The organism is Streptomyces sp. NPDC041796, assembly GCF_055590785.1.
The window spans coordinates 70,948-92,706 of sequence record NZ_JBVJAH010000010.1 but is presented as its reverse complement, the minus strand read 5'-3'; the positions used below and the strand labels follow the sequence as shown (position 1 = coordinate 92,706).

Sequence of the window (21,759 nt, the reverse complement as noted above, 5' to 3'; positions counted from 1 at the left end):
TCGTCAGGTCCGGCGTTCCAATAGGAGGTAGCCGCCGGACTCACCGGCCACGCGGTAGCGGGCGTCCGGATGGAGCTGCCGGGCGTAGCTGTGGGCGTCGCGGACCCAGCCGGAGGAGTTGTCCAGGGCGATCCAGTCGGGGGTCACCCCGCGGGTGCCGCCCACCCACAGGACACGGCACCGGCCGGCCAGGCGGCTGATCGGTCCGACGTTCGCCTCGACGGTCGCCCCGTCGGGGACGCGGGCGAGGAGCTCCTCGGCGGCGACGACCCGTGCGGACTTGCGGTAGGTGGCGGCCTCGGTGAGCGTCGCGAGGGGCAGCGAGGTGGTGAGGGCGAGCGCGGCCGCGGCGGCGCAGGCGGGCAGCCGGCCGGCGTACGTACGCAGCCATGGGCGCCGGCTGCGGCGCGAGATGTCGACGGCGTCGGCGAGGGCGAGGAACAGCACGGGCATCAGAACGGCGCTGTAGTGCCAGTCGGTGGACCAGTAGTGGTCGTCGCCGGACAGGAACCGCCAGCCGAGGGTGGGCGCGCCGGCCAGCAGCAGGGGGGAGCGGACGGCGAGCAGGCCGGTGGTGGGCAGCAGCAGCCAGAGGAGGGTGCGGAGCTTGGTGTCGGCGCCCGCGAAGGGCGAGGGGCCGTCGCCGACCTTGGTCCAGTAGTCGTAGCCGCCGGTGGTGTTGAAGGCGGGGATGACGGCGGTGAGGGTGAGGAGCGTGGCGGCCGCGCCGAGGACGGCGACACCGATCGCGTACAGGGCGGCGCGTGGTGCGTCGCGGTGGGCCCGCCAGGCGACCACCAGGGCGATCGCGGTGAGCGTGATCCCCAGGTCCTCCTTGACCAGGACGAGCGGTGCCGCCCAGAGGAGGGCGGCGCGCCACCGTCGCCGCAGGACGGCTTCGAGGGAGAACGCGATCAGCGGGACGGCGAAGCAGATCTCGTGGAAGTCGAAGTCGGCCGCCTGCTGGATGCCCCAGGACAGCCCGTACGCCACGCCGGTGGCCAGGCCGGACGCCCGGCCCAGCAGGCGGGTGGCGGCGCGGGTGACGGGGATCGCGGCGAGCGCGAACAGCGCGGCCTGGGCGACGAGGAGGGTGGTGGGGGTGGGGAAGAGCCGGTAGGCAGGGGCGAGGAGGGCGGTGACGGGGCTGAAGTGGTCGCCGAGGATGTGGGTGCCGGGGCCCTTGAGGTCGGCGACCGGGGCCTGAAGGTGGGCGTAGCCGCGGACGGCCTGCTCGAAGATGCCGAGGTCCCAGGAGCGGGTCTCCATGCGGCGGTACCGCATGACGGAGAGGGTCGCGTACGCGGCGAACAGCGCGAGCGCGAGGAGGTGCGGCGCGCGGTCCGCCCAGGTGCGCCGGAGGGTTCCGGGCGGCGCGGACGGGCGGCGCGCGCCGGGTATTCGGATCGGCTCGGTGCCCTCGGCGGGCGGGGCGAGGACGGCTCCACGCATGGGTGAGGGGCTCCTTCGGGACGCTTACGGGGTGCGGGACCCGGTGGGGGTCGGGGAGTCGGAGGGGAACACCGTCCCGGTGCGGGTGGGGGTGGCCGACGACGGGGGCGCGAGGGACGGCGACGCGGTCGAGGGGGACGACGTCATCGGCGACGGCGACGGCGACGGCGAAGAGGGGGACAGGGGCTGGGGCAACGGGTCCGGCCGGAGCCCGTGCGCCGCGAGCGCGCCCGAGGTGGCCAGGACGCACACGGCAAAGGCGGCGGCCGCCGCCACGGTACGGCGCCGGCGGCGGCTGCCCCGTGCGGCCACCTGGGCGGCGGGTGCGGGCACGGCCGCCCGCGCCCCGTCCGTGGCGGCGGCCTTGAGGGCGGCGGCCAGGGTCCGGTCGAGGGCTTCGTCACGCGGATCGGTCACCGTGCTGCTCCTCGGCCTTCGTCGGCTTCCTCGGTGGCGGACAGGTGGGGTGCGAGGGCGTTCCTCGCCCGGGACAGGTGCGTCTTGACCGTTCCGGCCGAGACGCCGGTCTCGGCGGCGACCTGGTCCACGCTCAGGTCGCAGACGTAGTGCAGGACCGCGACCCGCCGCTGCCGGTCGGGCAGCCGGCGCAGCGCCGTGACCAGGGCGACCGTCCCGGGGCCCGGCTCGGGCGCCGTGTCCGTGACGCCGCCCGCGTGCCGGCGCCACGCCTCGGTGGACCGCCGGCGGCGGCGCCACCGGCTGACGGCGAGCCGCCAGGCGACGGTACGGAGCCACGCCTCGGGCCCGGCGTCCCGGGACAGCCGGGAGCGGCGCCCCCAAGCCCGTACGAACGCCTCCTGGACCACGTCCTGGGCCTCGTGGAGGTCACCTGTCATCAGGTACAGCTGGCCGACGAGCCGCGCGGCGGAGTGGGCGTAGAGCTCCTGGAACTCCTCTTCGGTCAATGCGGCTCCCAGCGGATCGGACAGGTCTCATGGCGTATACGTCCGGAGGGGCGGTCCCGGTTGACACTGTGCCGCACGAATTTTCGGACAGTCCGTGGGTCGTTGCGCGGGTCGCTTCGTGGGGCGGGGGAGGTTTCGGGCGCGAGTGTCGGACCGACGTCGTACGCTGGGAAACCCCCGGCCCGTGAGACGTGTCGGGCCCTTCGCGTTGCCCACATCCCGGATGGAAGCCTTCATGAGCTTGCACGGTCTGCTCGACGCCGTCGTCAAGGACCCCGCCCTCGCCGAAGCGGTGAAGGCCGCCGCCGATGGCCACCGGGCCCACGTCGACCTGGTCGGCCCGCCCGCCGCGCGCCCCTTCGCGCTTGCCGCGCTGGCCCGGGACGCCGGCCGCCCGGTGCTCGCCGTGACGGCGACCGGGCGGGAGGCGGAGGACCTGGCGGCCGCGCTGCGCAGCCTGCTGGACCCCGACGCGGTCGTGGAGTACCCGTCCTGGGAGACGCTGCCGCACGAGCGCCTCTCGCCCCGTTCCGACACCGTGGGCCGTCGCCTGGCCGTGCTGCGCCGCCTCGCCCACCCGTCCGCGGACGACCCGGCGACCGGCCCCGTCCAGATCGTCGTCGCCCCCGTGCGCTCCGTGCTCCAGCCGCAGGTCAAGGGCCTGGGCGACCTGGAGCCGGTGTTCCTGCGCACCGGTCAGCAGGCGGACCTGAACGACGTGGTGGAGGGCCTCGCGGCCGCCGCGTACGCGCGCGTGGAGCTGGTCGAGAAGCGCGGCGAGTTCGCGGTGCGCGGCGGGATCCTGGACGTGTTCCCGCCGACGGAGGAGCACCCGCTGCGCGTCGAGTTCTGGGGCGACGACGTCGAGGAGATCCGGTACTTCAAGGTCGCCGACCAGCGGTCCCTTGAGGTCGCCGAGCACGGTCTGTGGGCGCCGCCCTGCCGTGAGCTGCTGCTCACCGACGAGGTGCGGCGACGGGCGGCCGCCCTGGCGGAGGAGCACCCCGAGCTGGGCGAACTGCTCGGCAAGATCGCCGAGGGTATCGCGGTGGAGGGCATGGAGTCCCTCGCCCCGGTCCTCGTCGACGACATGGAGCTGCTGCTCGACGTGCTGCCCAAGGGCTCCATGGCGGTGGTGTGCGACCCGGAGCGGGTGCGCACCCGGGCGGCCGACCTGGTGGCCACCTCCCAGGAGTTCCTGCACGCGTCGTGGGCGGCGACCGCCGGCGGCGGCGAGGCGCCGATCGACGTCGGCGCGGCCTCGCTGTGGGGCATCGCGGACGTGCGGGACCGGGCGCGCGAGCTCGGGATGATGTGGTGGTCGGTGTCGCCGTTCGCCGCCGACGCCGAGCTCGACGAGGGCACCCTCGAGCTGGGCATGCACGCCCCGGAGTCGTACCGCGGCGACACCGCCAGAGCCCTCGCCGACACCAAGGGCTGGCTGGCGGACGGCTGGCGCACGGTGTACGTCACCGAGGCGCACGGCCCGGCGGCCCGTACGGCCGAGGTGCTCGGCGGCGAGGGCATCGCGGCCCGCCTCGACTCCGACCTGACCGACATCTCACCGTCGCTCGTCCACGTGGCGTGCGGCTCGATCGAGTACGGCTTCGTCGACCCGGCGCTCAAGCTCGCCGTCCTCACCGAGACCGACCTGTCCGGCCAGAAGGCGGCAGGCAAGGACGGGCAGCGGATGCCGACGCGGCGCCGCAAGACGATCGACCCGCTCACCCTGGAGACCGGCGACTACATCGTCCACGAGCAGCACGGTGTGGGCCGCTACATCGAGATGGTGCAGCGCACGGTCCAGGGCGCCACCCGCGAGTACCTCCTGGTCGAGTACGCCCCCGCCAAGCGCGGCCAGCCCGGTGACCGGCTCTACATCCCCACCGACCAGCTTGAGCAGGTCACCAAGTACGTCGGTGGCGAGGCCCCCACGCTGCACCGGCTCGGCGGCGCCGACTGGACCAAGACCAAGGCGCGGGCGAAGAAGGCGGTCAAGGAGATCGCCGCCGACCTGATCAAGCTGTACAGCGCCCGCATGGCCGCCCCCGGACACGCCTTCGGCCCGGACACCCCGTGGCAGCGGGAGCTGGAGGACGCCTTCCCGTACGCGGAGACGCCCGACCAGCTTTCCACCATCGCCGAGGTGAAGGAGGACATGGAGAAGACGGTCCCCATGGACCGCCTGATCTGCGGCGACGTCGGCTACGGCAAGACGGAGATCGCCGTCCGTGCCGCGTTCAAGGCGGTGCAGGACGGCAAGCAGGTCGCCGTCCTCGTCCCGACCACGCTCCTCGTGCAGCAGCACTTCGGCACGTTCTCCGAGCGGTACTCGCAGTTCCCGGTCGTCGTGCGCGCCCTGTCCCGGTTCCAGACCGACACGGAGGCGAAGGCGACGCTGGAGGGCCTGAAGGACGGCTCGGTCGACATCGTCATCGGCACCCACCGGCTGTTCTCGTCCGAGACCAAGTTCAAGGACCTGGGCCTGGTCATCGTCGACGAGGAGCAGCGTTTCGGTGTGGAGCACAAGGAGCAGCTGAAGAAGCTCCGCGCCGACGTCGACGTCCTCACCATGTCCGCCACCCCCATCCCCCGCACCCTGGAGATGGCGGTGACCGGCATCCGGGAGATGTCGACCATCACCACGCCGCCCGAGGAGCGGCACCCGGTCCTCACGTTCGTCGGCCCGTACGAGGAGAAGCAGATCGGCGCGGCGATCCGCCGTGAGCTGCTGCGCGAGGGCCAGGTCTTCTACATCCACAACCGGGTGGAGTCCATCGACCGGGCGGCGGCCCGCCTCCGCGAGATCGTCCCCGAGGCCCGGATCGCGATCGCCCACGGCCAGATGACCGAACAGGCCCTGGAACAGGTGGTCGTCGACTTCTGGGAGAAGAAGTTCGACGTCCTGGTCTCCACGACCATCGTGGAGTCGGGCATCGACATCTCCAACGCCAACACCCTCATCGTCGAGCGCGGTGACAACTTCGGCCTGTCGCAGCTCCACCAGCTCCGCGGCCGGGTCGGCCGTGGCCGCGAGCGGGGTTACGCGTACTTCCTCTACCCGCCGGAGAAGCCGCTCACCGAGACGGCCCACGAGCGGCTGGCGACCATCGCCCAGCACACCGAGATGGGCGCCGGCATGTACGTCGCCATGAAGGACCTGGAGATCCGCGGCGCGGGCAACCTGCTGGGCGGCGAGCAGTCCGGCCACATCGCGGGCGTCGGTTTCGACCTGTACGTCCGCATGGTGGGCGAGGCGGTCGCCGACTACCGCGCCTCCCTGGAGGGCGGCGTGGAGGAGGAGCCGCCGCTGGAGGTCAAGATCGAGCTCCCGGTCGACGCGCACGTCCCGCACGACTACGCCCCCGGCGAGCGGCTGCGCCTCCAGGCGTACCGGGCGATCGCCTCCGCGAACTCGGAGGAGGACATCAAGGCGGTCCGCGAGGAGCTGACCGACCGCTACGGCAAGCTGCCCGAGCCGGTCGAGAACCTCCTGCTGGTCGCCGGCCTGCGGATGCTGGCCCGCGCGTGCGGTGTCGGCGAGATCGTCCTCCAGGGCCCGAACATCCGCTTCGCCCCGGTGGAGCTGCGCGAGTCGCAGGAGCTGCGCCTGAAGCGCCTCTACCCCCGTACGGTGATCAAGGCCCCCACCCGTCAGGTCCTGGTCCCCCGCCCGACCACGGGCAAGATCGGTGGCAAGCCGGTGGTGGGGCGTGAACTGCTGGCGTGGACGGGGGAGTTCCTGACGACGATCCTGGGGTCGTAGCGCCCTCGGCGCCGCGCGGCCGGCGGTTCCCGTCCCGTCGCGCCGCTCAGGTGCGCTTCGGCTCCAGGTGCAGGGCGGTGATGCCGCAGTCGAAGGGGCGGGCGGCGACCAGGTGGAGCCGCTGGTACGCGCCGGTGTCGGCGAAGACGGGCAGGCCGGCGCCGAGCGCGACCGGGTTGACGAGCAGATGCAGCTCGTCGAGCAGGTTGGCGGCGATCAGGCGCTGGGCGAGTGTGGCGCCGCCGTAGGTGATGATGTCGCCGCCCGGCCGGGACTTGAGATCGGTCACGATCTCGGCGAGGTCCCCGCCGGCCACGACGGCGTTCCGCCACGGCGACTCGGTGAGGCTGTCGGACACGACGACCTTGGGCGTGTCGTTCATCTTGTCGATGGACGCCTGGTCCTCGCCCTCGGGGCCGGCGGCCCACGCGGGGATGAACCCCTCGGCGAGCCTGCGGCCCAGCACGATGCAGTCGACCGGGGCGGTGAGGGCGTCGAGGTGGGCGTTGATGTCGTCGGTCCACGGGAACGTCAGCCAGTCCATCTCCCCGTTCGGTCCGGCCATGTAGCCGTCGACGCTCATCTGGACCTGAAGCTTGAACGTGCGCATGGGATTCGCTCCTCAACCGTGGGCGGGTCGTTGGTGTCGTTGTCGGTTCAGACCGGGGCTGGGGCGGAAACTCATCGGCCGGCGAGCGGGGTTTCCGGTCAGCCGCTGAACAGCATGCCGGTGAGGGCGTGGAAGACGTCCTGCGGGTCACGGTCGCCCACCGGGCCGGTGAGGTTGTGGGTCAGGAGCAGCGTGGCGAAACCGTGGGCCAGGGACCAGGCCGCGACTCCCGCGAGGCGGGGGTCGTCGGTGTCGACCGCGCCGGTCACGGCTTCGCGGAGGCGGTCGCCCGCACGGGACCTGGCCTCCTGGAGCGCGGGGTCCTCGGGCCGGTGGAGGTCCGGCTGGAACATGACCTGGAAGTGCGCGGGGTGGTCCATGGCGAAGCGTACGTACCGGACGCCCGCGTCACGCAGGTCGGTCGCGTCCGCGAGCGTCGCCGCCAGCAGGTCGAACCCCTCGGCCGCGATGGCGGTCAGCAGGCCGGTGCGGTCCTTGAAGTGGTGGGCGGGGGCCGCGTGGGACACCCCCGCGCGGCGGGCGAGGTCGCGGAGGCTGAGGGCGGCCGGGCCGTCGGAGCCGATGACGTCGAGGGCGGCGGCGAGGACGGCCCGCCGCAGGTCGCCGTGGTGGTAGGCGTGCTTTCTGGTCATGGGGACACCGTACGCCGAATCTAGGCATTGACAAGATGCGTGTTCTGGCGGACGCTCGATCTGGACAGTGACTAGATCGGGAGGCGTCATGAACCAGGACCTGGGTCGCGTACGGCAGATGTGGCACCTGCTGGAGCCCCTGCACGCCGTGCTCTACTACGCGCCCGAGGCGTTCGAGGAGGCAGCCGCGCTCGGGTACGCGACCGAGGAGCGCTGGCCCTCCTACTTCGCGTGGCGGGCCGCGCCGCTCGGGCCCGTGGGCGCCGGACAGGTGACGTCCGCGTTCTACAGCTTCGCCCCCGCGATGGTGGAGCGGTACGTGCCGGCCGCGTGGCGGGTCGCCGCGCCCGGGGACGTGCCGGCGGCGCGGCTGCGGGCGGTGGACCGGTTCTACCGGCGGCTGCTCGGGGAAGGGGTGGGCGAGCTGGGCGAGGCCGCCGGCCTCGCCCGGCGCGCCGCCGAGGCCGCCGTGACCGCCGGGCGGCCGCTCGCCGCCGCCAACGCGGCGCTGCGGTGGCCCGAGGAGCCTCACCTGGTCCTGTGGCAGGCGGCGACCGTGCTGCGCGAGCACCGCGGCGACGGCCACCTGGCCGCGCTCCTGGGCGCCGGTCTCGACCCGGTCGAGGCGCTCGTCTCCTTCGCCGCCGTCGGCGCCGCGCCCGCCCGGACCTTCGCGAGCCGTGGCTGGAGCGACGCCGAGTGGACGGCCGCCCGCGAACGGCTCACCGCGCGCGGGCTCATCGACGCCGGGGGCACCACCCGGGCCGACGGCTCCGGGGGAGGCACCGCGACCGCGGCGGGGCGGGCGCTGCGCGACGACGTCGAGCGGCGTACGGACGAACTGGCCGCGCAGCCCTGGGCGGTGCTCGGCGAACAGGAGACGGCACGGCTCGCCGAGCTCCTCGGCGGCATATGGCTCGCCGTCCTGGGAAGCGGGCTGCTCCCGAGTGAGAACACCCTCGGGGTCGGCAAGGTCTGACCCCTACGATGCGCACATGCGTACGCTCCGGACCACCCTGTCCGCCACGGCACTCGCCGTCGCCGTGTCCCTCGTCGCCGGGTGCGAGGTGCTGGACGACACCTCGTCGGGACACGGGGCGCCGCCCACACGCGCGTCCCGCCCGCTGGACAACCCGGACGGCACGAAGCCGGGTCTGGCGCCTCTCGCCTCGGACGCCGACCGGTCGGAGGCACGGCGGCTCATCGGCACGCTCACCGTGAAGGGCCGCGGACCGAAGACCGGCTACGACCGGGACGAGTTCGGTTACGCCTGGATGGACACCGCCGACGGCGTACCGCTGGCGCGCAACGGCTGCGACACCCGCAACGACCTGCTGCGCCGCGACGGCCAGGAGCTGCGCTTCCGCTCCGGTTCCGACTGCGTGGTCGTGGCGATGACCCTGCACGACCCGTACACGGGCAAGGCCATCCCCTGGAAGAAGGCGGAGGCGGCTCAGGTGCAGGTGGACCATGTCGTCCCGCTGTCGTACAGCTGGCAGATGGGGTCCTCCCGCTGGCCGGAGCCCCGGCGGGAGCAGTTCGCGAACGATCCGCTGAACCTGCTGCCGGTGGACGGCCCGACGAACAGCCGCAAGGGCGATTCCGGCCCGGCGTCCTGGCTGCCGCCGGACCGGGAGATCCGGTGCGCGTACGTGGTGCGGTTCGCCCAGGTGGCGCTGAAGTACCGGCTTCCGGTGACCGAGGCCGACAGGCGGGTGATGCGCGCCCAGTGCGGTGGGTGAGCCGCGCGTAAATGGGTTGGACCGGGGGGAGGGGCTGTTTAGCCTGCCCGAATGGAACTGCACATCACGACGCTTGCCGAGCGCCCCGAACTCCAGGCCCCCATGTGGCAGATGGCCGACCTGTGGCCCGAGTTCATGCTGCACGACCCGATCGGCTGGGCGAACATCGGGCGGATCGTCGCGGAGCTGCCGGAGTACGTGCTGGTGGCGACCGACTCCGAAGGGGCTTTGGTGGCACGGGCGTTCAGCGTTCCGTTCCAGCTCCGCGCGGAGGGGCGCGGCGAGCTGCCGGCGACCGGCTGGGACCAGGTGCTGCTGTGGGCGTTCTCGGACCGGCGGCACGGGCGCATACCCGACACGGTGAGCGCGATCGAGGTCACCGTCGACACCGGCGTACAGGGCAAGGGCCTGTCGGCCCGGATGCTGGCGGCGATGCGGGACAACGCGCGGCGGCTGGGTTTCCGGGAGGTCGTCGCCCCGGTGCGGCCGAACGGCAAGCACGCGGAGCCGGATGTGCCGATGGCGGAGTACGCCTTCCGCACACGGGAGGACGGGCTGCCGCACGATCCGTGGCTGCGGGTCCACGTCCGCGCGGGCGGGGTCGTGGAGGCGGTGGCGCCCGCGTCGATGACGATCGCTCACTCGGTGGAACGCTGGCGGGAGTGGACCGGGCTGCCGTTCGACACGGACGGCCCGGTGCAGGTGGAGGGCGCGCTGGTGCCGGTGCGGTGCGAGGCGTCGAGCGGGTACGCCGTGTACGTCGAGCCCAATGTGTGGGTGCGCCACCGGCTGTAGGCGCCGGAGCGCCGGGGACGCACGACGGAGCCGGACAGGCCGCCCCCTCCGACGGTCTGTCCGGCTTCCCCCGTGCTTCCCCCGTGTCCCAGTTCCCCCCGTGGGCGTGGTTACTGCTTTCCGAGCTCGTCGAGGTCGAGAATGTCCTTCGCGGCGGGCTTCTTCGACGGGACCGGCTTGTTGTAGTCCTTCAGGGACACGGTCCCGGGGTCCTCGCCGCCCTTCTGGTCGATCTTGAGCAGGTACGGCTCGCCCTCCGTCGCCACGTAGATCTTGTACGTGGTGTCGCCGTCCTTCTCTGTGAGCGTCAGTGCCTTCTTGCCGTTGACGGTGGTCTCCTCGCCGCGCTTGGCGAAACTGATGCCCGTCTCGAACTCGGACAGCATCTGGCCAGTTCGCACATCTCCAGGCCGTCCTTGAACTCCGGGTCCGTGGCGTCGGTCTTCACCCAGCGGCCCTTGAGCATCTTCAGGACCGCTTCGGTCTCCTCCGGCGAACCGCCCTCGTTCTGTTCGCGCAGGAAGGCCTCGTCGAAGCGCATGTAGGCGAGCTCGCCGGTCTTGATGAGCTCCATGGTGCCGGTGGATCCCATGGTTATGGTCCCCGAGCACTGGCCCTTGGTGTCGAGGGCGAGGAAGGCCTTCATCTGGCCCTCGGACGTCTTGAGGTTCGCGTCGAGGGTGAGGGAGTCGGCGGTTTTCGTGGCCTTGATGGCCTTGTTGGCGATCTGCGGGCCGGACAGTCCGGCGAACGGACCGGACTCCTTCGCCTGCGCGCCGGAACCGAACGGGCCGCATGCGGTCAGGCCGAGCGCCGCGGCGGCGCAGAGGGCGGCCAGGGCGGGGCGCTTGAACGTGCGGAGGGCGGTGGAAGACATGGGGGTGCTTTCTCCGGATGAGGTGGAGGGTCAGGGGGAGGGCGCGCCGTGGGGGAGGGGCGGTGCCGTGGGGCCGGTCAGAGCTTCAGGTCCCACTGGGTGGCGTTGTAGTCGAAGCCGGGGAGGACCTCGACGGTCAGCGTCTTGGCGTCGGCGGGGGCGTCGAAGGCGTACTTCACCGTGGCCTTCTTGCCGGGCAGGATTTCGCCCGAGAAGCCCTTGCCGTACGTGTCGCCGTCGAAGATCTCCTCGGCGGTGACGCCGTCCTTGCCGGCGCGGGCGCTGACGGTGAGGGTGTCGGTGGAGAACTTCTCCTTGCCGCCGTTCTCGACCACGATCGTCAGCTCGTAGGCCTTGTTGCCCTCGGTGTGGCCGATGGCGAACTCGCCGGGCTTGACGGACGTGGCGGCGGAGACGGTGACCTGGACGTCGTCGTCGTAGATGGAGGTGTCACCGGGGGCCAGCGGCTTGCCCGCTGCGGCGTCGCTCTCGTCGGTGTCCTCGGCGGCGGCGGGGGCCTTCTCGGTCGGGGCGGCGCTGCTCTTGCCGGAGGCCGGGTCCGCCGGCGCGCTGGCGCTCACTTCCTTCTCGACCTCCACCAGTTCCTCCGCGGCCTTGAAGGTGATCACCGCGCCGACGACGGAGAGGACCAGTGCGACCAGGCCGAGCACCGCGCCGGTCGTCGTGACGCCCTTGTTCACGGCCTCGCCCCGCTTGACCCGCCCACGGCCGACCAGACCGAGGACCAGGGCGAGCACGCCGAGGATGCCGGTCAGCCAGAACAGGAACGGGATGAGGCCCGAGAGGGCGCCGATGATGCCGAGGGCCAGCGCGGCGGTGCCGAGGCCGTTGCGGGCCGGCTGCTGGTGGGGAGCGGGGGCGCCTCCGTACGGGCCCGAGCCGGGGTAGGCCTGGTGGGTGCCGTGCTGGGGCTGCTGCGTGAAGTCGGACATGGGTGTCCTCCCGGACAGTGACAAGGGTCTGTGGTGGGGCCCGTGCGGCTGCCCCGTGTGGCGACGGGTCAATAAGACCAGAGCCTGTGAACCGAGTCAACACGGTTCACGGGATTTGGATCCCCTCACACTGTGAAGTCATCTCTCTTGTGCACGGCTGTAGGATCGGCGCCACAGCAGCAGACGGAAGGGAGACGGCCGGTGCCGGACAACGCAGCAGAGGTGACCGCGGCCGGGATCGCCCGCCTCGCCGGGGTGGGGCGCGCCGCCGTGAGCAACTGGCGGCGTCGGCACGCCGACTTCCCCAAGCCCGTCGGCGGCACCGAGACCAGCCCGTCCTTCGCCCTCGCCGAGGTCGAGCAGTGGCTGCGCGCCCAGGGCAAGCTCGCCGAGGTACCGCTGCGTGAACGCGTCTGGCAGCAGATCGCCGGGCACCCCGCCGGAGCGGTCACCGCCCTCGTCCACGCGGGCTGCGCCCTCCTCCTCGTACGCGACAGGTCCAGCGGCTGGCTGGAGCTGACCGCCGTCTCCGACGAGCGCATGGCCGACCTGCTGCCCACCGCCCTGGAGGAGGTCCTGACGCTCCGTTTCGGAATCGAGCGGGCCGTCCCCACCCCGAACCCCACCGAGCTCACCCCCTCCGTCCCGCTGCTGCGTGCCGTCACCGAGCTCGCCGCCGAGACGGGCGCCCGGCAGGCCTTCGAGTTCCTCCTCGGCCGCCACCTGGACGCCAACCCGCGCCAGTACACGCTCACCCCGCCCGGCCCCGCCGCCCTCATGGCCGAGCTCGTCGGACCCGCCGGAACCGTCCTCGACCCGGCCTGCGGCACCGGCGCCCTGCTGCGCGCCGCCACCCAGCCGACCGCCCTGTACGCCCAGGAGACCGACCGCGACCTGGCCGCGCTCACCGCCCTCCGCCTGGCCCTGCGGTCCGGCGCCGAGGTCCGCGCCCGGGCCGGCGACTCACTGCGCTCCGACGCCTTCCCCCAGCTCGCCGCCGACGCGGTGCTCTGCCACCCGCCGTTCAACGAGCGCAACTGGGGCCACGAGGAACTGGCCTACGACCCCCGCTGGGAGTACGGCTTCCCCGCCCGCACCGAGTCCGAACTGGCCTGGGTCCAGCACGCGCTGGCCCGGCTGCGCCCCGGCGGCACCGCCGTCCTGCTGATGCCCCCCGCCGCCGCCTCCCGCCGCTCGGGCCGCCGCATCCGCGCCGACCTGCTGCGCCGCGGCGCGCTCCGGGCGGTCGTCGCCCTCCCGGCCGGGGCGGCACCCCCGTACGGCATCCCGCTCCACCTGTGGGTGCTGCGCAAGCCCGCCGCGGGCGTCCCCGCCTCACCGGAACTCCTGGTCGTCGACACCGCCGAGCACACCGACGCGGGCCGCGACAAGCTCGACTGGCCGGCCGTCCACACCGCCGTCCTCGACGCGTGGAGGCCCTTCGACAAGCACGGCACGGTGACGGAACGGCCCGGCGCCCACCGGGCGGTCCCCGTCATCGAGCTCCTCGACGACGACGTGGACCTCGCGCCCGCCCGCCACCTGCCGCCCCCGGCCGCCGCCGGCGGGGCCGAGGAACTGGCCGGGGTGCGCGACCGGTTGACGGCGGTGCTGCGCCGCACCGGCGAACTCACCCCACCGCCCCTCCGCACCCCCGCACGCCCCGAGCCCGCCCGCCTTCCCGGTGTCACCGTGGGCGAACTGGCCCGCACCGGCGCCCTGGAGCTGCGCGCCGGGGGCACCGGCACCGGCCCGGCCGGCCTGCCGGTCCTCACCGAGCAGGACGTGCTGGCCGGTCAGGCCCCCTCCGGAAGCCTGACCGAAGGCACCGGTGAGGTGCCCGTGCTCGTACGTGCCGGAGACGTCGTCGTCCCCGTCCTCGGCGGCGGGGCGGTCGCCCGCGTCGTCGACGAGGCCACCGCGGGCGCCGCACTCGGCCGCAACCTCCAGCTACTGCGCCCCGACCCGGCGGCGCTCGACCCCTGGTTCCTGGCGGGCTTCCTGCGCGGCACCGCCAACAACCGCCAGGCCAGCAGCTACGCGTCCACCGCCACCCGCCTCGACGTGCGGCGCCTCCAGCTGCCCCGCCTGCCGCTCACCGAGCAGCAGCGGTACGGCGAACGGTTCCGGGCGCTCGCCGAGTTCGAAGAAGCCCTGCGCCTCACCGGGCGGCTGGGCGAGCGGCTGGTGCAGGGCATGTACGACGGGCTGACGGACGGCACGGTGGAGGCCTGACTCAAGGCCTGACTCAAGCCCTGACTCAAGCCCTGACCAGGGCCCCTTGGTGATCGGTTCGGCAACGGTTCCGTACAACCCGGACGCGGTTGTCCGTGTCGGTGTATACGCTCACTTCCGAAACCGACTCGTTCGCCCAGGAGCAGCAATGTACGGCCCCGGCTACGGCATCGTGCCACCACAGCCCCGTCGCCCGTCGCCGACGGCGGTGGTCGTGCTGCGCGTCGTCTTCGCGCTGCTCCCGCTGCTCAGCATCGGGTTCCTCACCTGGGCGACCACCCTGCGGCTCGCGATCGTGACGCGCCGGACGCTGGACTGGGTCCTGTTCGCCCTGTCCATCGTGGTCATCATCACCGGTCTGGCCTTCCTGCCCGAGGACATAGAAACCCTGCAGGCGGACCTGGCCATGGGCTCGGTCCTCCTCAACGCCGTCGTGTTCACCGGCTACTTCCTGTACGTCGACATCCGCCACTACGAGCGGCTTTCCGCGCCGCCCGCGCCCGTCACGCCGTACTCCACGACGTACCCCCAGCAGGCGGCCGGTTACGGCTATCCGCGGGCCTACGGGCCGGCGCCGCAGCCCGTCCCGCCCCGGCCCGTGCAGCAAGCGGTACCGCAGCCCAACCCCCAGCCGGCACCCCAACCTCAGCAGGTGCCGCAGCCCCAGCCCCCCGCGAAGCCCACGTCGCAGCGCATCGACCAGGTGCGCGCCGAGCTCGACGAGCTCAGCGACCTCCTCCGCAACGAACCGCGCGACCCCCGGGACGAGAGCCGGTGAACGGGCGGGTCATCGCCGGGCGGTACGAGCTGTCCACCGTCATAGGCCAGGGCGGCATGGGCCAGGTCTGGACGGCGTACGACGGCCGGCTCGACCGCCGCGTCGCCGTCAAGCTGCTCCGCCCCGACCACATGGCCGCCGCCACCGCGGCCGACGAGATGCGCCGCCGTTTCGTCCGCGAGTGCCGGGTCACCGCCCAGGTCTCCCACCCCGGACTGGTCACCGTCCACGACGCGGGCAGCGACGGCGACGACCTCTACCTGGTCATGCAGTACGTGGAGGGCGCCGACCTCGCCGACCACCTCGCCGAGCACGACCCGTACCCGTGGCAGTGGGCCGTGTCCGTCGGCGCCCAGCTGTGCGCCGTGCTGGCCGCCGTGCACGCCGTGCCGATCGTCCACCGCGACCTCAAGCCGCGGAACGTCATGGTGAAGCCCGACGGCACGGTCACCGTTCTCGACCTGGGCGTCGCGTCCGTCATCGACACCGACACCACCCGCCTCACCCACACCGGCTCGCCCATCGGCAGCCCCGCCTACATGGCGCCCGAACAAGCCATGGGCGGCGCCGTCGGCCCGTACACCGATCTGTACGCGCTCGGCGCGCTCCTCCACGAACTCCTCAGCGGGAACGTGCCCTTCGCCGGCTCCACCGCCCTCGGCGTCCTCCACCGCCACCTCTACGAGCCGCCGCTGCCCGTCCGCCAGCTGCGCCCGGAGATCCCCGAGGCGCTGGAAGCCCTGGTCCTGCGGTTGCTCGCCAAGGACCCGCAAGCCCGCCCGTCCGGCGCGCAGGAGGTGTACGAGGCGCTCGCCCCGCTGCTGCCCACCCGGGGGATGCCGTCGGGCCCGCTCGACCCCACGCGTCCCTTCCTCCGTCCGCACGCGCCCTGGCCCGACCGGGTCACCACACCCGCGCCCGCGCCACAGGCCCCCGTCCCGCCCGCCGCGGCGCGCCCCGACGTCGCGGCCGCCGTCGACGAGGTCAAGCGGCTCCTCGGCGAGGGCAGCATCACCCAGGCCGTGGACATCCTCGGTGGGATCCTCCCGGCCGCGGCGGCCGAGCACGGTGAGCGCTCCCCGGTCGTCCGGATCCTGCGCAAGCAGTACGCGACCACGCTGATGGACGACGGCCAGTACCGGCGCGCCCTGCCCGAGTTGCGGCGCCTGGCCGACGACCGGGAGGCCGAGGCCGGCCCGGCCGACCCGCAGACGCTGCAGTTCCGGTACGACGCGGCGCTGTGCCTGGAGCAGCTCGGCGAGACGGCCGCCGCGCTCGCCGAGTACCGCGCGGTCCTGCCGTACTACACGAGCAGCGGTTCCACCGGCGCCGACCCGGCCCGCGCCTTCGACATCCGGCACCGCATCGGGCACCTGCTCCTGGCCATGGGCGACCACACGGCGGCCCACCAGCAGCTCCAGAACCTGCTGTACGACACGGAGCGGGTGTACGGCCCGTACCACCCGCTCCCCGCGGAGCTGCGCCGCGCGCTGGAACGCCAGCGGCGGATGCGCGGCCTGTGAGGGCCGAGGCCGCTACGAGGCCGTGACCGTCCGGCAGTACACCGAGTCCGCGACCCGTCCGAGCCCGGTCAGCCCCGCCGGACGGGACCCGGCGTCCGCGCCGAGCACCACGACCGCCCCGGGCGCCGCGAGGTCGCGTACGGCGACCAGGTCGTGCTCGCCGTTCACCACGATCACGCCGTAGCGGCGGTCGGCGATCCGCTCCCGCACGCCCGCGTCGTCGAAGCCGCCCCGTGCGAGGCGCACCGCGTCCGCCCCACCGGCCCCGCCGCCCAGCAGCAGGTTGCCGCGCACCAGGTCCTCCCGGGTGGGCGAGTCGTCCAGGGCGTCGACGACGGTCAGCCGCGCCTCGACGCCGCCGCGCCGCAGCATCCGTTGCAGCGCCGCCGCGAACAGCCCGTGCACGGTGCCGATCTCCAGCACCTCGCCGTTGGGCGGGGTGAGCAGCGGCACGGTCGCCAGGCGCCCGCACACGTCGGAGACCGTGCCGGCCAGGCCGCCGGCCCCGAGCGCCTCCAGCGCCACCAGGTGCCGGTAGGCGATCGTGATGTCGTGCCGGGCCCGCTCGCCGTCGTCACCGCTGACGGCGCGCACTTCGCGTACGAGGGTGTCGACCTGGGTCGCGGTGGGCATCCGGTGCCCGTCGCGTCCCGCGTGGTCGAGCAGCAGCCCGAGGCCGTAGCTCTGCCGCCGCAGGTCGGCCACCGCGTGGTGCAGGGCGTCGAGGTCGGACTGGAGCGCGGTGGTCGCGCGCTCCATGCGCTGCTCGACCAGGGCGAACGCGGGGCGCAGGACCCGCTTCGCCAGCCGGTTGCTCAGAAGAGAGGGCATGCGGGGCAAGCTACGCCGCTCCGGTCGCCGTTGGGGTCACGCCACGGTGGTGCGAGGGTGAAGTCTTGGTGGCGCGCAGGCGACAGGCGCAGCGGACCGTCACCAGAGCCGTCAGGGCGAGGGCGCCGAGGCCGGTACCGGCACGCAGCCCGGGCGGCCGGAAGGCGCAGTCCACGGCAGGGCGCCCGCCGTCGACCCGCACCGCGACCAGCCCGCCGTACGACCCGGCGGGGCGCCCCGCGCAGCGCCAGCCCGGGATGCGGGGCGTCGCCAGGACGGCGGTGCCACGTGCGCCCGGGGGCAGGTCGGCGCGGACGCCGTCGCCGGTGACGTGCACGGCGACCGCGCCGGTCTTCTTCAGCCGGGCCACGGCCGCCGAGAGCCGGGCACGGTCCAGGCAGCCGACACTCCCGGCCCGTGGCACGGCGCCCTCGCCGTCCAGCGTGACGGTCGCGCCCGCCGTCCGCTGGGTGCCCATCGGCGTCATCGGGGCGCGCCGCTTGGGCAGGCCGCCGCGCAGCCGAACCGGCGGGTCGGCACCCAGGTGTGCCGTCCCCGTGAAGTCGGGCGCCCAGAGGTGGACGTCACTGCCGACCGGGCACGCGCCATCGGCGGGGAGGTCGTAGACGCGTGACCCGAGCAGCAGCTCCTGGTTGCGGAACGGCGAGGGCCCGTACCGGAGTTCCCGTTCACCGGCCCGTACCGTCACCAGCGGCAGCACGTCCGTGTTGCGCACCACCGCCGTCCCCCGCCACCGCGCGCCCACCCCGAACAGGGCGTCCGTCACCGGATTGTCCAGGGACTGCAGGTTCCGCCCGTTCGACGTCCAGCCGCCGCCGAGCGCCGCCAGCGTCCGGGTCAGCACCGCCGGGGTGTGGCTGCTGTAGTACGCGGCGCCCTGCCCGCCGACCAGCATCGGGTCGTTGCCCGTGAGCTGCGGGTGCCCCGGGTCGGTGCGATGGCGCGGCCACCCGTCCGCGGCGGCCACCGCCGCCGCCCGCGCCTCGTGCGCCGCGCCCCAGACCGGGTAGTCGTCCAGCCGCGCGGGCCGCTCCCGGTCGGCGTACGCCGTGGTCGCCGCGGCCTGCCCGACGAGGGCGCCCGCCAGCAGGACGGCGCCGGCGATCCCGTACCGCCGCGCCCGCAGGCGGACCAGCGCCACGCCGCCGACCCCGGCCGCGAGGCCCGCCGCGAACAGCGCGTACGACCACCCGGACGCCAGGTCCCCGAAGGCGGCGGCCCCGGCGACCGCGCCGAGGACCACCGTGCCGCCGGTGAGCGCCCGCCACCCCGGCCAGCCGTGGGACACGCCCGTCCACGCGGCGAGAACCACGACCCCCGCGAGGACGAACGTCTGCCGGTACGGGCTGCCATTGGGCGTGGCGAACACATGCCACATCAGATGTGTCGGCTCCCACTGCATCGACAGCACCACCCCCACCACGAGCCCCGTCCATGTCCACCGCACGCGCGCCGGCACCCGCCGGTGGAAGGGCAGCGCCGCCGCCAGCAGCAGCGCGCCCGTGCCCAGGAAGAGGGCCGGGGTGAAGAAGCCGTACGTCGCCGGCAGCACCCGCGCGGCCACGTCCTCCCACCCGGCGGGCGTGAACTCCCGCGTCCAGCCCGGGTGGGCGTGCCGTGACCCGAGGAGGACGGGTACCAGGACCGGCGCGGCGATCCCGATCCCCAGGAGCAGGGTCCACGCCGCCCGGCCCAGGAGCCGCCGGCCGGGGACCCCGCGGGCCAGCAGCACCAGCGCCGCGCCGATCGTCGCCATGTAGGCGGTGTAGAAGTTGGCCACCCACGCCGACGCGACGACCAGCGGCCCCAGCACCGGGTGCCGCCCCGTCCGTATCCACTCGCCGACCAGGCACAGCAGCGGGAAGGCGATCAGGCCGTCCAGCCACATCGGGTTGTACGACGCCTCGACGACGGACCAGCCGCACAGCGCGTACGAGGCGCCCAGCACCGCCGCGCCCCACCACGGCCCCCCGCGCTGCGCGAGCAGCAGCAGGCTCATGGCGGCGGCCGCGACGGCCATCTTGAGAACGGTGATCACGTACACCGCGAGGTCGATGTCGTCGCGTGGGAAGACCCCGACGAGGAGGGCGAACGGGCTGGTCAGATAGGTGCCGAGGTCCGGGAGGAAGCTGGTGCCCCAGCCGGAGGACCAGTTGAGCCACAGCCCGCCGTCCGCCCGCCCGTGCAGCAGGTCCCACAGGTGGGCGTGGAACGGCACGAACTGGTTGCCCAAGTCATTGACGGCCCGCGTACGTGGCCCGAAGGGGAAGGTCCGGGCGACCGCGTCACCGGCGCAGACGGCGAGGGCGGTGAGGAGCCCGGCCAGGGCCGCGGCGCGGGGCACGTTTCTCTCCATGGTGCGGCCGAATATGCCAGCGCCCTTCCGGGAAATCACCAGCCCCCCGGACCAGTTCACGCGATGGTCGTCTGCCCGCCATGTGGAGCGACCGCCACCGACACGCGCATCCGTTGTCGTTCTTCCGTGCTGATCTCGATAGTCGTGCCGTGCTTCAACGAAGAGGAGATCATCGGCCGCTTCCACGACCATGTGACCACGGAACTCGAATCCCTTGCGGTGGAATTCACCGTGGAATTCGAGCTGGTCTATGTGGACGACGGAAGCCATGACCGTACGCTCCCCCTCATCGAAGGGATCGCGGCTTCCGATTCCCGTACGCGCTATGTCTCCTTCAGCCGCAATTTCGGCAAGGAGGCGGCGATGCTGGCCGGCCTGCAGCACGCGGGCGGGGACGCCGTCGTCATCATGGACGCCGACCTCCAGCACCCGCCGGAGCTGATACGCCGCATGCTGCGGCTGCACGGCGAGGGCTTCGACCAGGTGGTGGCGCGGCGCACCCGCAGGGGCGACCGGGTGACCCGTACCGTCGCCGCCCGCGTCTACTACCGGCTGATCAACCGCCTCGTCGACGTCGAGCTCGTCGACGGTGTCGGCGACTTCAGGCTGCTGTCGCGCCGGACCGTCGACGCGATACTGGAACTCACCGAGTACAACCGCTTCTCCAAAGGCATCTTCGCCTGGGTGGGATTCCGCACCACCACCTTCGAGTACGAAAATGCCCGGCGTGAGCAGGGCCGCTCGAAATGGACCTTCGGCAAGCTGCTCAACTACGGCCTGGACGGTTTGATCTCCTTCAACGACAAACCACTGCGGGCCGCGCTCTATCTCGGCCTGCTGCTGGTGTCCCTCGCCGCCGCGTATACCGCCTGGATCGTCGGTGACGCCCTGGTGAACGGTGTCGACACCCCCGGTTATGTCACCCTGCTGGTGACGGTCACGGCACTCGCCGGGGTGCAGATGGTGATGCTGGGCCTCGTCGGGGAGTATGTGGGCCGTATCTATTACGAGGTGAAACGCCGCCCGCACTTCCTGGTGAAGGCGACCAACACGCCCGTACCGGACCACCGACCCCGTGGGGAGCTCGTACGCCGATGACCGTCCGCGGCCAGATCGTCAGGTTCGCCCTGGTCGGCGTGGTGAACACCACCACCTACTACGGCTTCTACCTGTCGTTCCTGGCGCTCGGCCTGCCCTATGTGGCCGCCCACGTCGTCGCCTTCCTGCTCTCCATGACCGGGTCCTTCTTCCTGAACTGCCGCTTCACCTACCGGACCCGCCCCACGTGGCGGAAGTTCCTGCTGTTCCCGCTGACCAACGCCGCCAACTTCGTGATCACCACCAGCGGCGTGTGGCTCCTGGTCGACGTGGCGGGCTTCTCCAGCCGCTGGGCCCCGCTGCTCGCCGCCGCGGCGGCCATCCCGATCACGTTCGTCGTCTCTCGGACGATCATGCTGAGGCCCGAGACCCCCCGGACCCGTGACTCGTTGACCGAAGCAGTGGCCTCGAAGTAGTGGCCTGAGCCACATTCACTGCCTACCATCGATCACCGCAAGGTCGTTCACACTGACGCACGACCCACGCCGGGAGGCTCCTTTGCACCGCCTGCATCGCCGCCGTCGCACCGCGCTCTCCGTCTCCGCCGCGCTCCTCGCCGCGGCCCCGCTCCTGGCCGGCTGCGGAAGCGACGCCCACCCGGGCGCGGCGGCCGTCGTCGACGGCGACCGGATCGAGGTCGCCGCCCTCCAGGCGCAGGTCAGGGACGTACGCAGCGCCCAGGAGACGTCTCCGCAGGCGAAGCAGCTGATCGAGGCCACCGGCGACCTGAACCGCGAGAAGCTGAACGGCATGATCTTCGACCGGGTGGTGGAGAAGGTCGCCACCGATCACGGGATCACCGCCAGCCGCAAGGAGGTCCAGGAGACCCGGCGGGCCGCCGCGGGCCAGAGCGGCGGCGAGGAGCAGCTCGCCGCGATGCTGCTGCAGCAGCAGGGCATCGCGCCGGACGAGATCGACAGCGTGGTGCGGCGCAACGTCCTCATGAACAAGATCGCCGCGAAGCTGGGCGCCGGGAACACCCCGGAGGGGCAGCAGAAGCTCACCGAGGTCTTCGCGGCCGCGTCCAAGGCCCTCGACATCGAGGTGAACCCGCGGTACGGCACCTGGGACAACGACAAGATCCAGCTCGGTGAGTACACCGCACCCTGGATCCGCCGGCTGAGCGAACAGCGGCAGATGTAG

General features: G+C 72.9%; 20 protein-coding genes. 10 read left to right on the top strand and 10 right to left on the bottom strand.

The window, feature by feature from the left end:
* Positions 1-3: 3 nt before the first annotated feature.
* Genes ACZ6C1_RS21410 through ACZ6C1_RS21400 form a run of 3 tightly spaced genes read right to left on the bottom strand, consistent with a single transcriptional unit; the run spans position 4 to position 2,378 of the window.
* Entirely contained in the window at positions 4-1,452 is a 1,449-nt protein-coding gene (locus ACZ6C1_RS21410; protein ID WP_469242747.1) for a DUF2079 domain-containing protein, read from the bottom strand.
* 24 nt (positions 1,453-1,476) lie between these two features.
* Positions 1,477-1,869 (bottom strand): hypothetical protein, encoded by a 393-nt coding sequence (locus ACZ6C1_RS21405; protein ID WP_469242745.1) that lies wholly within the window; start codon positions 1,867-1,869, stop codon positions 1,477-1,479.
* Positions 1,866-2,378: a SigE family RNA polymerase sigma factor gene (locus ACZ6C1_RS21400; RefSeq protein WP_469242743.1), complete on the bottom strand. Its 513-nt coding sequence runs from the start codon at positions 2,376-2,378 to the stop codon at positions 1,866-1,868. Before ACZ6C1_RS21400 ends, ACZ6C1_RS21405 begins: the two co-directional genes overlap by 4 nt.
* Positions 2,379-2,613: 235 nt before the next feature.
* Here ACZ6C1_RS21400 and mfd point away from each other — a divergent pair, with 235 nt between their 5' ends.
* Positions 2,614-6,144, top strand: coding sequence for a transcription-repair coupling factor (gene mfd, locus ACZ6C1_RS21395; protein WP_469242741.1), 3,531 nt, complete (start codon positions 2,614-2,616; stop codon positions 6,142-6,144).
* A gap of 46 nt (positions 6,145-6,190) precedes the next feature.
* Here the strand turns inward: mfd and ACZ6C1_RS21390 are convergent, their stop codons facing one another.
* Together ACZ6C1_RS21390 and ACZ6C1_RS21385 are read right to left on the bottom strand one after the other, a co-directional pair.
* A complete protein-coding gene (locus ACZ6C1_RS21390) occupies positions 6,191-6,754 on the bottom strand; it encodes a dihydrofolate reductase family protein (protein WP_469242739.1) in 564 nt (187 codons plus the stop codon).
* Positions 6,755-6,852: 98 nt separating this feature from the next.
* A complete protein-coding gene (locus ACZ6C1_RS21385) occupies positions 6,853-7,407 on the bottom strand; it encodes a TetR/AcrR family transcriptional regulator (protein WP_469242737.1) in 555 nt (184 codons plus the stop codon).
* Between the two features lie 88 nt (positions 7,408-7,495).
* On the opposite strand from ACZ6C1_RS21385, the gene ACZ6C1_RS21380 reads away from it, so the two are divergent.
* The 3 genes from ACZ6C1_RS21380 to ACZ6C1_RS21370 are packed head-to-tail and all read left to right on the top strand — an operon-like array spanning position 7,496 to position 9,944.
* Positions 7,496-8,386 (top strand): SCO6745 family protein, encoded by an 891-nt coding sequence (locus tag ACZ6C1_RS21380; RefSeq protein ID WP_469242735.1) that lies wholly within the window; start codon positions 7,496-7,498, stop codon positions 8,384-8,386.
* Positions 8,387-8,402: 16 nt separating this feature from the next.
* On the top strand, positions 8,403-9,149 hold the full coding sequence (locus tag ACZ6C1_RS21375; protein ID WP_469242734.1) for an HNH endonuclease family protein: 747 nt from the start codon (positions 8,403-8,405) through the stop codon (positions 9,147-9,149).
* A gap of 51 nt (positions 9,150-9,200) precedes the next feature.
* Positions 9,201-9,944 (top strand): N-acetyltransferase, encoded by a 744-nt coding sequence (locus ACZ6C1_RS21370; protein WP_469242732.1) that lies wholly within the window; start codon positions 9,201-9,203, stop codon positions 9,942-9,944.
* Positions 9,945-10,054: 110 nt separating this feature from the next.
* Here the strand turns inward: ACZ6C1_RS21370 and ACZ6C1_RS21365 are convergent, their stop codons facing one another.
* The 3 genes from ACZ6C1_RS21365 to ACZ6C1_RS21355 all read right to left on the bottom strand — a co-directional run bounded on the left by ACZ6C1_RS21365 (position 10,055) and on the right by ACZ6C1_RS21355 (position 11,774).
* A complete protein-coding gene (locus tag ACZ6C1_RS21365; protein WP_469242730.1) occupies positions 10,055-10,330 on the bottom strand; it encodes a hypothetical protein in 276 nt (91 codons plus the stop codon).
* Entirely contained in the window at positions 10,252-10,821 is a 570-nt protein-coding gene (locus ACZ6C1_RS21360; protein WP_469242729.1) for a hypothetical protein, read from the bottom strand. The genes ACZ6C1_RS21365 and ACZ6C1_RS21360 overlap by 79 nt, the downstream gene beginning before the upstream one ends.
* 77 nt (positions 10,822-10,898) lie before the next feature.
* Positions 10,899-11,774, bottom strand: a complete 876-nt coding sequence (locus ACZ6C1_RS21355) for a DUF4352 domain-containing protein (protein WP_469242727.1) — start codon at positions 11,772-11,774, stop codon at positions 10,899-10,901.
* Positions 11,775-11,975: 201 nt separating this feature from the next.
* Here ACZ6C1_RS21355 and ACZ6C1_RS21350 point away from each other — a divergent pair, with 201 nt between their 5' ends.
* The 3 genes from ACZ6C1_RS21350 to ACZ6C1_RS21340 all read left to right on the top strand — a co-directional run bounded on the left by ACZ6C1_RS21350 (position 11,976) and on the right by ACZ6C1_RS21340 (position 16,310).
* Positions 11,976-14,009, top strand: a complete 2,034-nt coding sequence (locus tag ACZ6C1_RS21350) for an N-6 DNA methylase (protein ID WP_469242725.1) — start codon at positions 11,976-11,978, stop codon at positions 14,007-14,009.
* 148 nt (positions 14,010-14,157) lie between these two features.
* Positions 14,158-14,787 carry a hypothetical protein gene (locus tag ACZ6C1_RS21345; RefSeq protein ID WP_469242724.1) on the top strand — a complete coding sequence of 210 codons (630 nt, stop codon included), beginning with the start codon at positions 14,158-14,160 and terminating at the stop codon, positions 14,785-14,787.
* On the top strand, positions 14,784-16,310 hold the full coding sequence (locus ACZ6C1_RS21340; RefSeq protein ID WP_469242722.1) for a protein kinase domain-containing protein: 1,527 nt from the start codon (positions 14,784-14,786) through the stop codon (positions 16,308-16,310). The genes ACZ6C1_RS21345 and ACZ6C1_RS21340 overlap by 4 nt, the downstream gene beginning before the upstream one ends.
* Before the next feature lie 12 nt (positions 16,311-16,322).
* Here the strand turns inward: ACZ6C1_RS21340 and ACZ6C1_RS21335 are convergent, their stop codons facing one another.
* Positions 16,323-17,141 (bottom strand): class I SAM-dependent methyltransferase, encoded by an 819-nt coding sequence (locus ACZ6C1_RS21335; protein WP_469242720.1) that lies wholly within the window; start codon positions 17,139-17,141, stop codon positions 16,323-16,325.
* Positions 17,142-17,151: 10 nt separating this feature from the next.
* The gene (locus ACZ6C1_RS21330; protein ID WP_469242719.1) at positions 17,152-19,518 is read right to left on the bottom strand and encodes a YfhO family protein; all 2,367 of its coding nucleotides are present in this window, start codon (positions 19,516-19,518) and stop codon (positions 17,152-17,154) included.
* Positions 19,519-19,644: 126 nt separating this feature from the next.
* Between ACZ6C1_RS21330 and ACZ6C1_RS21325 the strand changes: the two genes are divergently transcribed.
* The 3 genes from ACZ6C1_RS21325 to ACZ6C1_RS21315 all read left to right on the top strand — a co-directional run bounded on the left by ACZ6C1_RS21325 (position 19,645) and on the right by ACZ6C1_RS21315 (position 21,759).
* Entirely contained in the window at positions 19,645-20,616 is a 972-nt protein-coding gene (locus ACZ6C1_RS21325; RefSeq protein ID WP_469242717.1) for a glycosyltransferase family 2 protein, read from the top strand.
* The gene (locus tag ACZ6C1_RS21320) at positions 20,613-21,032 is read left to right on the top strand and encodes a GtrA family protein (RefSeq protein WP_469242715.1); all 420 of its coding nucleotides are present in this window, start codon (positions 20,613-20,615) and stop codon (positions 21,030-21,032) included. The genes ACZ6C1_RS21325 and ACZ6C1_RS21320 overlap by 4 nt, the downstream gene beginning before the upstream one ends.
* 91 nt (positions 21,033-21,123) lie before the next feature.
* On the top strand, positions 21,124-21,759 hold the full coding sequence (locus ACZ6C1_RS21315) for a SurA N-terminal domain-containing protein (RefSeq protein ID WP_469242988.1): 636 nt from the start codon (positions 21,124-21,126) through the stop codon (positions 21,757-21,759).

Bases quoted from the DNA above. Each gene is read 5' to 3' on its own strand.
- ACZ6C1_RS21410 (WP_469242747.1), bottom strand. From the start codon at position 1,452: ATGCGTGGAGCCGTCCTCGCCCCGCCCGCCGAGGGCACCGAGCCGATC.
- mfd (WP_469242741.1), top strand. From the start codon at position 2,614: ATGAGCTTGCACGGTCTGCTCGACGCCGTCGTCAAGGACCCCGCCCTC.
- ACZ6C1_RS21390 (WP_469242739.1), bottom strand. From the start codon at position 6,754: ATGCGCACGTTCAAGCTTCAGGTCCAGATGAGCGTCGACGGCTACATG.
- ACZ6C1_RS21385 (WP_469242737.1), bottom strand. From the start codon at position 7,407: ATGACCAGAAAGCACGCCTACCACCACGGCGACCTGCGGCGGGCCGTC.
- ACZ6C1_RS21380 (WP_469242735.1), top strand. From the start codon at position 7,496: ATGAACCAGGACCTGGGTCGCGTACGGCAGATGTGGCACCTGCTGGAG.
- ACZ6C1_RS21375 (WP_469242734.1), top strand. From the start codon at position 8,403: ATGCGTACGCTCCGGACCACCCTGTCCGCCACGGCACTCGCCGTCGCC.
- ACZ6C1_RS21370 (WP_469242732.1), top strand. From the start codon at position 9,201: ATGGAACTGCACATCACGACGCTTGCCGAGCGCCCCGAACTCCAGGCC.
- ACZ6C1_RS21365 (WP_469242730.1), bottom strand. From the start codon at position 10,330: ATGCTGTCCGAGTTCGAGACGGGCATCAGTTTCGCCAAGCGCGGCGAG.
- ACZ6C1_RS21360 (WP_469242729.1), bottom strand. From the start codon at position 10,821: ATGTCTTCCACCGCCCTCCGCACGTTCAAGCGCCCCGCCCTGGCCGCC.
- ACZ6C1_RS21355 (WP_469242727.1), bottom strand. From the start codon at position 11,774: ATGTCCGACTTCACGCAGCAGCCCCAGCACGGCACCCACCAGGCCTAC.
- ACZ6C1_RS21345 (WP_469242724.1), top strand. From the start codon at position 14,158: ATGTACGGCCCCGGCTACGGCATCGTGCCACCACAGCCCCGTCGCCCG.
- ACZ6C1_RS21335 (WP_469242720.1), bottom strand. From the start codon at position 17,141: ATGCCCTCTCTTCTGAGCAACCGGCTGGCGAAGCGGGTCCTGCGCCCC.
- ACZ6C1_RS21330 (WP_469242719.1), bottom strand. From the start codon at position 19,518: ATGGAGAGAAACGTGCCCCGCGCCGCGGCCCTGGCCGGGCTCCTCACC.
- ACZ6C1_RS21320 (WP_469242715.1), top strand. From the start codon at position 20,613: ATGACCGTCCGCGGCCAGATCGTCAGGTTCGCCCTGGTCGGCGTGGTG.